Here is a 13535-nt window from a genome sequence, read left to right on the forward strand (position 1 = left end):
CTGAACTTGAACTCGTGATGTCGGCCCAGGGTCGCGCCGTGCTGCCAGGACGGCTGCTCTATGATCCTTTGCTTGCCAGGCGTGAGGCGACGAGCGCCACGAAGTGCTGGAGGACGGCGAACGGCAGCGTTTGCGTTGCGTCGAAGTAGACCTCTGCCGGCTTCTCCTCATCGGGCGCGTAGGCAAGCACCGTCACGGCTGTCGGCCCTGGAGCCGGTGAAGCGGGCATGGAAGAGGCATCGCCCGGAACCATGCGGGCCTCGCTGAGCTCGAAATATGTCATTCGGCCCTCGCCCGCACCCGTCTCGGTGGTGAGGGCGCAGTACAGATCACCGTCGTAGTCCCAGGTCAGCAAAGACATGGCAACGATGCTGCCATACCTGGCGCCGTCAGCGGTCCGGCATTTGCATCACCGCGTCCGTCAGGGGCCGGATCCATGTTCAGGCCGGTGCCAACAAGACAGCCATCGACCACATCAGGGCGGTACTGGATCTGCTTGAGCCGACGTTTCACTGCCTGGGTGATCTGGCCGAGGTCGGCCGCCGCGAGGTTGCCGATGTCGCGCTTGACCAGCGACCAGATGCCCTCCTGCGGGTTGAGGTCGGGGGCGTATGTCGGCAGTTGGAACACAGTGAGCCAGTCGGCGTTGGCCTCGAAGAACTGCCGCAGCGGCGCGACCAGGTGCGTGCGCAAGTTGTCCCACACCAGAACGATCGGGCCGCCGAGTTGTGTGTGGGCGCGGATGACCAGATCGCGGTAGTCCTTCCAGGCGAAGCCCTTCGGTTCGTCCTTGCGTCCCCGGTACTCGCGGATGGCGTAGATCAGATGGGACCGCTCACCGGGCTTGTAGCAGGTCATCCCCGCGATGGAGACGCGGCCCGAGCCACGTCCGCGCACGCGGACGACCGGCGTGTTGCCCTGGCGGCCCCAGGTCCTGGCGCGCGGCGGTGTCATCGACTGGCCGGCCTCGTCCTCGAAGACCACCCAGGCTCCGTTCACCGCCGCGGTGCTCTTACCCGCGGCCAGACCTCGCGCCTCCACAGCTCCACCGCGTCGTCATCGCGTTCGATCGCGCGCCGGGCGGGCTGCTGCCAGGACCAGCCGTGCCGCCGGAGCAACCGCCACGTGCCTTCGACCGTATACGAGACGTGGAACAGGCGGCCGATCATCGTCTTCACCCGGGCCAGCGTCCACCTCTGGTCGGTCCACCCGTGGACCAGTGGGCCGCGCTCCAACTCCCGTTCCAGCCTGGCTATCTGCGCATCGGACAGTCGAGGCCGGCCAGGTGATCCCTTCGACGCCACCCCGGCCAGGCCCTCCTCGCGCCACTGGCGCCGCCAACGTTCCACCGACCGCTCCGAGACCCGCAACGCAACAGCGATCTCCCGGTTCTTCTCGCCGCTCTCGAAGCCAGTCACGGCCTGGAGCCGGACCCGCTCCCGCGCAGCTCTCTCGGCGTCGGTCAAGCCCCCGCCCTGCGGATATCTCACCTCATCAGGACTACCGAAGCCACCTGCCTGCTGTCCGACGAACAGCCCGACTTCACCCGATCAAGTTCAGTAGTCATCGGCGTTGATCGGCAATCAGCTCAAGGTAGCGGGCGTACTGGGTGTCGGCGATCTGGCGGTTGCGGACAAGGCTTCCTTCTTCCATGCGGTAGGTGCGTTCGGGGTCACCCTTGAAGGAAAGCCAGTTGAAGGACGTGGTCACCCAAACATCGTCGTAGACAAGAACCTTGGCATGGGTGCTCTTCAGGCGCGTGAAGCTGAGTTTTTCGCGGTAGCGGTCGGCGAGGTTGGTGAGTTTACGGACGGAGGCCGGGTCGGTCTTGGTGTCGTTCTCCTCGTAGCCGTAGGCAATGTCGACTTTGACTCCTTGTTTGACCCGTCGTTCGAGCTTGCTGAGGAAGTCAGTGGTGATGATTGCGTTCTTGATCCACGGAGAGATGATCAAGAGCCGACTGCGGGCGTTGGTGAGTGCGTCGTCGAGGACATCCGGATGCTCGAAGACGCCGATGGCTCGGATCTCGTCTGCCTGGGGCTGCTGAACTGCTGGCGGACCAGGCGTGGGGACGTGAGCGCCGAGCTGGAATGCGGCCTGTTCTGCACGGTGCTGGGTGACCTCCTGCAGCGGTACGCGGGCCTTTTCAAGGTCGGGGTCCAGAAGCGGGCGTTCGGGGGGTGGCGCGACAGTGATGCCGAGGGCCTTGGCACCACCGTGGCCGATGAGGGCGAGTTCATGAGCCTGACTGAGTTCGCCGTCGACGACGATGCCGACTTCGATGTCGGTACGGTCCGCGTCGGCGTACACCAGGAGTTTGACCGGCAGGACACGACGGGCCGGGGCCTGGGAGATGCCTTTGACCTGGAGGACTTCGCGTTTGTTGTTGCCGTTCTCGCGGAGCAGAGCGGTGATTTCGGCTGCGGTGATGTCTCCGTCGTTGACGGGCCCGGACCTTGCGACGGGCAGCATGATCATGCCGTTATCCTCGGCCTGCCCGCGCGGGATGGTGGTGCGGCGGTCGTAGGGGGCTACTTTCCAAAGCATTTGGTCGTAGACGAGGGGCTGGTTGACCCGCACGGGTGCTACCGCGGCGGCCTTCTGGGCGGTGAGACGGCCCTTGTCTGTGAGCCGCAGGCCGGGGGCCCGGCCTGTGTCTGCGGCGGTTGGGCGGGCCCATTTGAGGTCGTCTGAGCCGAACAGTACGGCGACGGTCCGGTCCACCATGTTTTCAGGCAGGCCGAGTAGGCCGGCGATGCCACGCGAGTTGCTCACGTTGTGGTCGACCAGCCGCAGTACGAATTCCTCCATGAGCGGGAGGTCCTTGCTGTCCTGTGCGAGAACCTCGGCGGTGATCCGGGCGACAGGCAGTGCGGCGTCGGCGATCTGGATGAGTTCGAGTCCGGGACGGGTGTTGTGGAAGCGGAGAGCTAGGAGGCTGTCGTCGCCGAAGGCGGGGCTAGAGGTAGGCATTACGGATCTCGCAGTCTTCCGGGTGGCCGCTCATGTAGTCGAGGACGTCGCGCAGGGCGCCGGGCTTGCTGCGGCAGAAGCCAGCGTCGCCGACGATGATCAAGCCGTAGCGGGCGCGGGAGAGTGCGACGTTGATGCGGCGCCAGTAGGGCTGGCCGAGGAATCCGAAGCGGCCGCTGATGTTGCTGCGGGTCACAGAGAACACGACGAGATCGCATTCGCGGCCTTGTACGGCGTCGACGGAGAGCACTTCTGGAGCGATCTGTTTGAGTTTCAGGGAAGCTAGGCGTTTGGTGAGCTCTTCGACCTGACGGCCGTAGGGGGCGATCAGCAGGACTTCGAGGCGCTTGCCATCGGGAGTCTTGATCACCCCCTTGTCGATGGCCCGGTCGATGACTTCCAGGCGTCGCATCGCGAGCTGGACCTCAAGGCGGTTGGAGATGCTGGTCTGTGCGGCGGACTGCTCGTCCTCGCGACGGTTCGGCAGGGCGCTGGTGTCCAGCCACAGGACGGGTTTGTTGACCGTGCTGTAGCCCGGAAGGACATGGTCGTTCGGCGAGATCAGCTTGTTGCCGTAGAAGCAGCTGCTGATCATGTTGCCGATCGCCGGGGTCATCCGGTATTGCTCGCGCAGCAGGTGCTTGACGGGTGCCTCAGTGGAGTTGGCGAAGTACTGGAACAGGGTGGTCTTCACCAGTTCGGGGATGAGCTGGTGGTCAGCCATAATCTTTTCGTCGCGCAGCAGATCTTCATCGATGGGAGGCAGCTGGTTAGTGTCACCGACCAGCACCCACCGCTTAGCCCGGGCCATTGGCACCAGCGCCTCGGTCGCGGTCGCCTTGGAGGCCTCATCGAAGATACACAGGTCGAATTCGAGATCCCGGGCCGCCGGGTGGCCGAGGAAGCCGAGGGCGGTCCCGCCGATGACGCGCCGGGTGCGCAGGAAGCCCGCGATCAGGTTCTGGTCGGTGCCGATTCGCTGCAGCCATTCGCCCTGGAGGCGCAACAGATGCATCAGTTCCCTGCCGGTCCCGGCCGGGCCGAGGAGCGCCTCGACGACGTCGCGGGCATCTGCGGCGCTCATTTCCTCACGGAGGGTAAGTTCGCCGTCGAGCATGGTCTGCACTTCGGCAAACAGCTCTGCCCGCTGTTCGAGGAGCTGTTCTCGGCGTGCACGGGTGGTGACGACTTCCTCGCCGAGCTCCCTGGCTGAGGTGGTGCGCTCGGGCACAGGCTGGTTCGCCAGCTCGGCGAGGCGGGCCGTCACATGTGCGAGGTCGGCGGCCACAGCGGCGAGTTCTTCCAGCACCAAGGCCGCCTTGAGGTGACTGGGCTGCTGGCCGCTGTTGGCGGCCACGTGCTCCAGATGCCGTTCAGCGCGCGTCCGGACGCCCTGGGTCCACTTCTTGACTTGCCGGTCGAGCAGCAACGGCTGGGCACTTTCGGCGACCCGTGGATCGTCGACGCGGCCAAGGCGGACGAGCCCAGTGATGCCAGCATCTTCAAGGCGCTTGAGGGCGTTGTCGATGGCGATGTGGGTCTGGCTGACGATGAGGATACGGGCAGTGGGATGCCGGCTGAGGGTCTGCTCGACGATCTCGGCGATCACGGTGGTCTTGCCGGTGCCGGGTGGTCCCTCGACGAGCAGTAGGTCCTGGGTGCCCAGGGCGTGGGCGACGACATCTCGTTTGCTCTGGTCGAGATCGGCGCGGACCCAGGTGGTGACCTCGGTGGGCGGGCCGACCTGAACGGCTCCGGGGTTATCGATGATCTGCCGCAGGTCAAGATTGGCGGTCTGGCCGGCGGCGACTGCGGTGAGTGCGTCGCGCTGCCGGTTGATCGCATTCTGGCTGGGCCCAAGGAAGGGCAGCAGTACACCCCGGGCAGGCAGGACAGCTTGGGGACGCGTCATTCGCAGGACGACGGTGTCGTCCGTGCGGTTGGTTATCTCGCCACGGTCGATGGGCCGACTGTAGGGGTACTCCGCGACGGACCATTCTTCGCCAATCTCGGCGGAGGTGTCGGGCGCGGCGAGATGGAAGACCCGGGTGCGCCCGCCACCTTCCGACCGTTCGTACTGGATCGGCTGCCGCCCGTTGGCCGCCGCCTCCTCGCGGGCTTCCAGAACACGGCGCCAGCCGTCGAACAGGTCTCCGAGCTGCTGACGCTTGCCCTCCTTGACCAGGATCTCGCGGGCGTCCAGTTCTGCGTCGAGACCGCCCAGCAGCAGGTTGAGGCCGTCATACGCCGGGTCCTCGCCCGGGTCGTTGAACGTCCAGGTGAGGATGGGGCCGAGTTTGAGGGCGGAGGCGCGACGCTTGGCCATCCATTCCTCTGCTCGCTCCTCCGCCGAGACGATGACGCATCGGTCGGGTTGCTCCTCGTCATTGACCAGGCGCAGGAACAGGCTCTGGCCGAACACCCGCACCGTGCCAGTGTCGACCTCGTCGCTCTGCGCGTTGTAGCCGTAGTCGACGTGAACGATGCCGGAGATGTCCGCCAACACCGTGTTCTTCACCGCATCCCAGTCGATCTCTTCTCCAGCCGAGGCGGTGCTCAGGCTTTCGGCCGCGCGACGGGTCATCTTCAGCCAGAGCGCGTTGCGTTGGCGGGCGTCACGGTTTTCGCAGACCCGCTCAGCCTCCAAGAGCCGGTGTTCCAGCACGATGGCGTTGGCTGGCCGCTTCTTCGGGTCGAGGTCGATGCAAGTACTGAGGACATTGCGGATCTCGGTGTCGAGTTCCAGACCGTCGAGTACCGTCGCCAGATCGTGGTAGTCACGTGCCTGGCTGCGGGAGAGGACCTGAATGGCCAGGACCGCGTAGGCATAAACGTCACGGACGTACGGGACTGTCTCACTCTGCTCGGGTGGCGAGTACAGGGCGGACCGGAAGTCTGCGACCGTCTCGTCAGTCACCGCCGCGGCCTTGGACAGGATCTTGGCGATCCCGAAGTCGGCAAGCTTAACGGTGCCGTCACTGGCCAGCAGGACATTTCCCGGTTTCAGATCACGGTGCTCGATCTCCTTCTCGTGGGCATACGAGAGAGCGGAAGCCAGCGGTCCACCTATACGCGTGAAGTAGGCCGTCCAGTCAAGGGGACGGCCATCTGCCATCTCGTCCTTGAGGCTGCGGTCAATCCACTCCAGGGCGATGAAGTACCTCTCCAACCCTTGATCCCAGCCAGAGTCGAGCATCCGCACGATGTGGGGATGGTTCAGTGCCTTGAGCGCCGAGGTCTCCCGCTCCAGGAAGATCCGGGTGATCGCGTCGTCCTCGCGCTGTTTGAGCAGCTTCACAGCGACGTGGTCACCGCCAGCGCTCTCGATGTCCACGGCCTTGCGGACCTCGGACAAACCCCCTGAGCGGGCCGCCTGATGGAGCAACAGAAACCGGCCGCTAATCGTCGTCCCCACCCATTGCTCCTTGCTCCTTGGCTGCCGCGCAGCCGACCGCAGCTGCCATCTTGCCAGCGGCTTCATGGAGGATCAGCAGTTTGCCCCAAGTGGGTAGGGACTATCCCGGGGCATCGGGGGTTTGCAGGACGGGCGCGGGTCGAATACGCGGCGGCTGGCGGCACGGGAGATCCAGTGGATCCGCTGCCGGGGCGGCAACAGATCGTGTTCGAGGCTTCGCCAGCCGCGGTGAGAATGCGCTGGTAGTCCACCAATAGATCAGCTCCTCCGCTGCAGGCTGCCGGGGTGGGCGGGTAGGCGGGCGGAGCCGACTGCCGACATTGGCACGGTCAGCGTCGTTGGGAGGCTGACCACTACTGCTGGGCTGCCACCAAAAACACAGATCCTACTGCTGGGCAGCGGTTTCGCACGCATGTCTCTCGAACGGGGAGCGACGCCTGGCGACCCGCCGACGGGACGACTAGGACAGCAAGAGAAGGCCCCCGCTGCTCGCAGCCGGCCTCTCGGCAGGGGCATCCGCCCACGCCCCCACGAAGGAGAACGATCATGACCGCCGTACATGCCGAGGACGAGGTGATCGCATGACCACCACCGACCTCGACCTCGACCAGCTTCCTCCGGACACCCTCGTCACCGAGAACGGTCGGATCACGCCGATCGGAGAACTGGTCATCGCGAAACTGGCGAAGGACCTGGCCGACACCTGCCGCGAGGCGGACGACCCGCAGGCAGCTCCCCAGATGATCTTGGACATTCTTCCCAAGCAAATGGCGGAGATCGCCAGCCAGCGCACCACTGTCAACCCCAGCCCTCTCCGCAGCGCCCTCACCGGCCTTGTCGGGTCCCAGTGCATGGAGCGACGTCCCGGCCGGGACCCGCTCACCGGTGATCGGCTGGACGGCCAGCGGGACAACCACGACACCTGGCCTGACCGCCTGCTGTGCACCCAGCAGCATGGCCACAGGGGTGACCACTGTGACGGCCTGAGGCGGAGCTGGCAACGAGGGGAGGTATCGGCATGACGATTCTTACCTGGGAGCGCTTTTTCTCCGTGTCGCTCCACTTGCGCCAAGGGGATGCTCTGGAAGGGAAGGCCATCAGCCTGCGCCGTGACGACGACTGCTTCACCGTCACCTATGACCCCGAGGGGGCCTCTCCCTCGGCACGGCAGCCGTGCTCGCCCGCGCGCTCCTGGCGTCCGAAGGCATCACCGTTTCCGAGGTAGTCCTCGAAGGGCACGCCCCGGACTTGACGGCCTTGTATCGTGACGCCTCGAAGCTGCTCCTGGACGTGGAGATCACCAATGGGCCGAAGATCACGGAACCCATGGTGAAGGTGGTCAGCCAGGACCCGACGCAGGCGGCGTACTTCATTCCCGAGGGATGGGATCTGTCCGACGCCCTTGACAGGCTGCCGGCTGCCTTCGCCGGGGCTCGGCCGAAGGTGGCGCGGAGCCTGAAACGCATCGAGCAGGCGAAGAAGGACTCTGGCGGCGAGGTCGACCACGCCCTCGACGTGGTGGCTGTTCTGGTAATGGAGACCGACGACCCGGAAGGCGTCTTCGAGGAAGTCCTGCGACTGTTCCGTCAGGTCGGCGCAGAGCCGAAGACGGCAGACACGACTGCCTCCGCAGCCTGAGCCTTCCATTCATCACGGTCCGGAACTCAGCCCCGCCTGACCCCCTGCGCCTGACGAGACGGGAGGAGCGCAGGGAGGACGCGTTCCCGAACAGCGCGGAGCCACGAGGAGAGCCTTCTCCGCAGTTGCAGTTCCAGTTGCATTCACCCCCGTTCAACACGGTCCGATCATCAGTTCCCGAGCCTCTCCATGGCAGGCCAGGGCGCTGACGAACCTGTCTGAACCCCAGGACGAACAGTTGGAAAGCGTGTTGGGGGCAACCCCTCACGAGTTCGAATCTCGTATCCTCCGCCAGTGCCTCACCGGGCACGACGTCGATGGCCCCCGCTGCTCGCAGCGGGGGCCATCGACGTTCGGGCTTGCGCCGGCGGGGCGGCCATGTTCGGGCGGGCGGCTGTTCGGCCCGCTTCCGGGGCGGCCTTTCTGCCCGTACGGTGCAGGTGTGATCGTTACCCCGCCGCGGTCCGTCCTCTTCCTTGACGTGGACGGACCGCTGTTCCCTTTCGGGGCGACGCGGGAGCAGTGCCCGGACGGTTATCCGACGTACGTGCCGCAGGGAACTGGCGGGAATCCGTGGCTGGCCAGAGTCGATCCCGCCCTCGGGCCGCGGCGGTTGGCGCTTCCGTGCGATCTGGCGTGAGCCACCACATGGGAGTCCGAGGCCAACGAGTGCCTCGCGCCGCTCCTGGGTCTGCCGCAGCCCCCCGTGGTGACCTGGCCGGAGCCCTCCGGGGAGCCCGAGCCTGCTGGCCTGTATTGGAAGACCCGCACTCTTCTCGGCTGGGCTGCCGGGCGCCCCGTCGCCTGGCTCGACGACGAGATCACCGACGCCGACCGCACCTGGGCCAACGCTCACCACCCCGCCCGAACCCTCCTGCACCGCGTCGACCACCGTCACGGCCTCACCGCCGCGGATTTCGCCGCTCTTGAGAAGTGGCTGCGCGGCGAATAGCGGTGCTCACCGGATCGTCCCCGGTAGGACCGTCGGGACTGAGTCGATCGATGTCGGCCCCCTCCCTGCATCGCCACTGGGATGAAATGCTCTTTCAGGCGCAGGGTGGAATCGCGCCCAGCATGCTGGAAGTGTGGCCGGATGATCTTGAGGTTATGCGCTGGTACGGCTCCGAGGAACTTGAGAAGCTCGCCCACCCCTTGCCGACGATGTTCGGCGACGCAGACGCCGCGAATGCCTACGAACGATCGAAGCCCCGAGTGAATGGAATTCGGCGCGGCACTTGGGAATCCCGTAACGCCTGAGGTTTCTCCGTGGAATCAGGTTGCCGAGGGGGATCGAGGGGTCAGCAGGCTGATTGTTCTGCTGTCGCAGCATCAACGCAGACACTCTTTTCGAACATCATGGGATTATCATCCCCACTTGCTCCGTGGGGAGCTCCTTGCCTCAGGCGGCGACCCGTGAGCTGTAGTTATTGGCCGTTGAGGTATCCAGTCTCGTCGCTGGATGGGAGGGGCGGCTGCGGTACTCGCTGGCCCGAGCCGATCTCCATGGGAGGATGCAAATTTCGCTGGGGAGGGGGGAGTTGCCACTGCTACTATCGCTCGGCTCGCCGCAGAGGCGGGTCTGAGGGAGGGGTATTCATGAAGCAGGTCAAGAGGAGACCCTGGGCGCTGAGGGTACTGGCTGCCGCTGTCGGAGGGCTGCTGTTCAGCGCGTTGGTGGGGGCGCCCGCACAGGCTGAAGAGCAGCGGCGGGCCGGGATCGCATTGACGGCACTGAGCGTCGAGCAGGACACCGTGGACGCCACTTCAGGCAGCGGCACGGTGACGTTCGACTGGACTGTCACGGACGGGAACGACGCAGCGGCCGACATGTTGGGCGCCATCACGATTCAGCAGGTCGATGACGACGGAGGCCTGATCGGGGCACCGCACGACCTGACTTTCTCGTTCCAACCGCAATGGCCGTACCAGGCGAACGCGATCGCGGGCACGATGGCGTCCGCAGAGTACAGCTATGCCTTCGTGATTCCGCAGTATGCGGCCCGGTCCACGGCGCGATGGACTGTCGTGAAGGTTGCGGCGAAGGACGATCAGGGCGGAACTGCCACCGTGGGGCGGCAGAAACTGGCCGATTTCCACGCAGCGTTCACCGCTACGGAACTGGTCGACTCCACGGGACCGACATACGACAGCTTCACACCGGTACTGAACCAGCCGGCGTATCTCTACAACGCCGACGAGTCCGTCACTGTGAGTTACTCCGTGTACATCGACGACGCCGACTCCGGTTTCTTCCGCGGCCAACTCCTCCTCGCAGGCCCGCAGGGCGCGGCGGCCAGTGGATCGATGCAGTTGGTGCCCAGCCCCGACGGCTCAATGGTGTGCGGGGACGGCGAATCGTACGACAACCACGATGTCTTCTGCACGGTCGATGTCACCATCCCCGCTGGGGCTCCCGCCGGGGACTGGTCGCCGTCCCGCCTCAGGCTTTTCGACGCCTCGGGGAACGTCAGCGTCAGCAGGGAGTTGTCCCAGGACCCCGTGCGCGTGACACAGAACAGCACGCTGACGGCATCCGACTTCGCCATCAGCCCTGGGCAGTTCAACAACTGGGACTCCATGGCGCAGTTGACCGTCACGCTGAAGCCGTCCGGTGTCCGGGAAGGGATTGCGTCCGTGACGGTTCTGTCGGACGACTGCAGCGGTTCGGTCACGGAGAACCCGGTGATAGCAGCCGACGGAACGGTCTCTGTGCAAATGTATGCAGCGCCGATCTACACGAGGAAGTGCACCGTCTCGGGAATCGGTCTTACCGACGGCGCCGGTGAGACGGCTGCTTACGGTGCGGCTTTCCACGGACCGGCCCTGAATCTGGTGGCGACCCAGATTCCCGACACCGCGGCCCCGGTGGTGAACGCAGCCTCGCTCGACACGACAACCGTTTCTGCCGACTCCCTGCCGGGCCAGGCCAAACTGACCCTCGATGTGACATCGTTCGTGGGCATCGACCGATTCAGCGTCACCGTCTACGACGCCAACGGCACCTCGGTTGGCGGCCGATCCGGTGGCGTCAGTCCTGTGACGAGCGGCCCACTCATCCTGGCTGTGCCTTTGTACGATGGCCTTGCGCCGGGTGTGTACACGGTCGGCTTCGACCTCACGGATGTCGGCGGGCTGCGCACGCCCTACGGCTACCCCCAAGGCCCCGCCCTGCCTGTGCCGGGTGGACCGCTGCTCATCACTGTGACCGGCGACTGAGTCTTCGCGGCGAGCAGCGGCTGCCTGACCCCGCTACTCGCCGTGCCTTCCACTGGGCTGGGGCGGTGGTGGCATACCCACGGCCACCCTTCATGAGGGTGGCTGGTCTCAGTTCTGGTCTCATTCAGCTACGTCCGGGGCCGTCCACAGCCACCCCGGATAACGGTTCCGTCCCTGGTCAGTTCGCACCCGCTTCCTGGTGTACAGCCTCGTGACCCGTTGGAAAGCGTGTTGGGGGCAACCCCTCACGAGTTCGAATCTCGTATCCTCCGCCAGTGCCTCACCGGGCACGACGTCGATGGCCCCCGCTGCTCGCAGCGGGGGCCATCGACGTTTTGAGCCCAACTGGCGCTGCGGCCCGCCCCGACGTCAGCTCGCCAGTGCCTCGCCGAGCCTGGCGTGCGCGGCGCCGGGGAGTGCCTGGTGCAGGGCTTCGGCCCGTGAGCGGACGAGCCCGTCGCGGTACGCCTGCGGCAGCCGCTCCCAGATGCCGACCGCCTTGTCGGCTGCCGCCACCGGGTCGCCGTCCGCGTTCAGGCAGGTGGCGGCGTCCATCTCCAGTGGCGCCCGCGTCATCACGGAAGGCGATGTGGTGAGGGCCAGCGCCGCCTCCTGCTCGGCGTATGCCTCGCGCGTACGCCCCATGAGGGTGAACGCCTGCGAGAGGTGGACGTGGTGCTTCTGCAGCGGGTAACCGAACCACGTGTCGGCGGACTGGCTCCCGTCAATGCGCCCCGCGATCAGGCGGGCGTCGGCCACAGAACGAAGCGCGCCTTGGTCGTCCCCGGCGGACGCGAGTGCCCGAGCGGTGACGGCCGCGGCGAGGGCGGCAGCCGCTGACGGCGCCTGGCCGGCTTCGGCGCGGGCGCGCGTGGCGAGGTCGGCTGCGGAGCGCGGGGCGCCGTAGTTGAGGGGGACCATCGCGTGCCGGGCCAGTGCCCAGGCGAGCATCTGCCGGTCGCCTGACTCGCGGGCTGCCTGCTCGGCGGTCGCGAACCAGCCGTGCGCGTCGCGCTGGTCGCTGCGGTCGTGCTGGATGATCGCCACCAGTCCGGTGATCCCGGCTGCCGTACGGGCCAGGTCCGCTCGGGTCCCGGTCGCGTGGGGGCAGCTGAGAACGTCCCGCAGCAGGTCGAGGTCACCTCGCATCTCCGCGAGAACGACCGCCGGCGGACGACCGCGGTAGCCCCCGCGGTGACGTTCGAACGCCCCGTCCAGGTAGGCGAGATCACCTGCGTCGGAGCCGGACAGAGCCGCATTGAAGCCCTGCCTGGCCTCCGCGAGACCAGGCAGCGCGACCGCGCCGGTCGCAGCGGCAGCTGCCGCGCCGAGGAAGCGTCGTCGATCCACCTCCGTGCCCTCCTCTCCTTCACCGATGCCGGACCCGGGGAGACGTTGGAGTCTGCGCCGCTGCCTGCGCGACGAAAGCGGCCTGAGCGTGGTCGTCTACAGCGCGCCTCCCGAAACCGCGGCTGAAGACGCCCTGAAGCTGCTCGCCAGCCGGTCTGCCACCATCGAACGGGAGCAGGACGCAGAATCCGCGGGCAATCCGACGATCCGCCAGCCCTGACGGTCGGCGCCGGCCCCTTCCGGGGCCGACTTGGACCGGCAACGCCGCGAGAGACGGACAGCGACGGAGCGGCACAGGATTGCGTCCGAGGCGGTGCTCAGCCGTTCGCGAGTTCCTGGCGCAGTGTGGCGGCGATGCGGGTGAGGGCGGCCGTGAGGTGGCGGCGCTGGGCGGCGCTGAGCGGGTCGAACACGAGCCGTTTGACCTGTGCCACGTGTTCCGGCGCGCTCTCGACGAGCTTCTGCCGGCCGGCGTCGGTCAGGGTGGCGAGGGTGTACCGGCCGTCGCCGGGGTCGGGTCGGCGGGTGACCCAGTCGCGGGTTTCGAAGCGGTCCATGACCTTTGACAGGCGGGGCTGGGTGCTGTCGCAGACCCGGGCCAGGTCGCTGAGCCGCATCGTGGCCTCGTCGGCCATGGACAGCCGGGCCAGCACCCCGTACTCGAAGTTGGAGATGCCCGCGTCTCGCTGCAACTGGCGGTCGAGGGTCGCGGGGAGGGCGATGACGACCGTCAGCAGCGCCTGCCACAGGTCCTGCTGTTCGTCGTCAAGCCAGGGTGACCGCGTGTCCATGAGTCCCATCATACTTGCCCCGGCAACTCGCATCACTTGTTCAGGAAACTCATTGCGGGGTAGCTTCTCACTTGCCCAGGCAACTCAATGCGGGGTACCTTCCACTTGCTCAGGCAAGTTTCTTCATGTGCCTAGGCAAGTAAAGGAGCTGA

Annotated in this window: 12 protein-coding genes and 1 pseudogene; 6 read left to right on the forward strand and 7 right to left on the reverse strand. The window is 66.3% G+C overall.

All coding sequences use genetic code 11. The features are described 5' to 3' along the window. Positions 1 to 58 precede the first annotated feature (58 nt). From OG900_21750 to OG900_21770, 5 genes are all read right to left on the reverse strand, one after another. Positions 59 to 361: a hypothetical protein gene (locus OG900_21750; protein WUH92468.1), complete on the reverse strand. Its 303-nt coding sequence runs from the start codon at positions 359 to 361 to the stop codon at positions 59 to 61. Further along, the gene (locus tag OG900_21755; GenBank protein ID WUH92469.1) at positions 349 to 984 is read right to left on the reverse strand and encodes a transposase; all 636 of its coding nucleotides are present in this window, start codon (positions 982 to 984) and stop codon (positions 349 to 351) included. The genes OG900_21750 and OG900_21755 overlap by 13 nt, the downstream gene beginning before the upstream one ends. An 11-nt stretch (positions 985 to 995) precedes the next feature. Further along, positions 996 to 1490: a winged helix-turn-helix domain-containing protein gene (locus tag OG900_21760; GenBank protein WUH92470.1), complete on the reverse strand. Its 495-nt coding sequence runs from the start codon at positions 1488 to 1490 to the stop codon at positions 996 to 998. A 73-nt stretch (positions 1491 to 1563) separates the two neighbouring features. Further along, positions 1564 to 2973 (reverse strand): hypothetical protein, encoded by a 1410-nt coding sequence (locus OG900_21765; protein WUH92471.1) that lies wholly within the window; start codon positions 2971 to 2973, stop codon positions 1564 to 1566. Next, positions 2960 to 6388: an AAA domain-containing protein gene (locus tag OG900_21770; GenBank protein WUH92472.1), complete on the reverse strand. Its 3429-nt coding sequence runs from the start codon at positions 6386 to 6388 to the stop codon at positions 2960 to 2962. The genes OG900_21765 and OG900_21770 overlap by 14 nt, the downstream gene beginning before the upstream one ends. Before the next feature lie 581 nt (positions 6389 to 6969). Between OG900_21770 and OG900_21775 the strand changes: the two genes are divergently transcribed. The 5 genes and pseudogenes from OG900_21775 (at position 6970) to OG900_21795 (ending at position 11242) form a co-directional block, all read left to right on the forward strand. Further along, the gene (locus OG900_21775) at positions 6970 to 7410 is read left to right on the forward strand and encodes a hypothetical protein (GenBank protein ID WUH92473.1); all 441 of its coding nucleotides are present in this window, start codon (positions 6970 to 6972) and stop codon (positions 7408 to 7410) included. Positions 7411 to 7561: 151 nt separating this feature from the next. After that, complete coding sequence (locus tag OG900_21780; protein ID WUH92474.1) at positions 7562 to 8026, forward strand: hypothetical protein; 465 nt, start codon at positions 7562 to 7564, stop codon at positions 8024 to 8026. A gap of 442 nt (positions 8027 to 8468) precedes the next feature. Then, positions 8469 to 8978: pseudogene (locus OG900_21785) on the forward strand (hypothetical protein). Between the two features lie 50 nt (positions 8979 to 9028). After that, on the forward strand, positions 9029 to 9283 hold the full coding sequence (locus tag OG900_21790; GenBank protein ID WUH92475.1) for a hypothetical protein: 255 nt from the start codon (positions 9029 to 9031) through the stop codon (positions 9281 to 9283). 339 nt (positions 9284 to 9622) lie between these two features. Beyond that, complete coding sequence (locus OG900_21795) at positions 9623 to 11242, forward strand: hypothetical protein (GenBank protein WUH92476.1); 1620 nt, start codon at positions 9623 to 9625, stop codon at positions 11240 to 11242. Between the two features lie 369 nt (positions 11243 to 11611). Here the strand turns inward: OG900_21795 and OG900_21800 are convergent, their stop codons facing one another. Beyond that, positions 11612 to 12592 (reverse strand): transcriptional regulator, encoded by a 981-nt coding sequence (locus tag OG900_21800; GenBank protein WUH92477.1) that lies wholly within the window; start codon positions 12590 to 12592, stop codon positions 11612 to 11614. A gap of 25 nt (positions 12593 to 12617) precedes the next feature. Here OG900_21800 and OG900_21805 point away from each other — a divergent pair, with 25 nt between their 5' ends. After that, the gene (locus OG900_21805) at positions 12618 to 12812 is read left to right on the forward strand and encodes a hypothetical protein (GenBank protein WUH92478.1); all 195 of its coding nucleotides are present in this window, start codon (positions 12618 to 12620) and stop codon (positions 12810 to 12812) included. Between the two features lie 97 nt (positions 12813 to 12909). Here the strand turns inward: OG900_21805 and OG900_21810 are convergent, their stop codons facing one another. Next, the gene (locus tag OG900_21810) at positions 12910 to 13383 is read right to left on the reverse strand and encodes a MarR family transcriptional regulator (GenBank protein ID WUH92479.1); all 474 of its coding nucleotides are present in this window, start codon (positions 13381 to 13383) and stop codon (positions 12910 to 12912) included. Positions 13384 to 13535: the final 152 nt, after the last annotated feature.

Origin of the sequence: Streptomyces sp. NBC_00433, from assembly GCA_036015235.1 — a bacterium.
Lineage (GTDB): Bacteria > Actinomycetota > Actinomycetes > Streptomycetales > Streptomycetaceae > Actinacidiphila.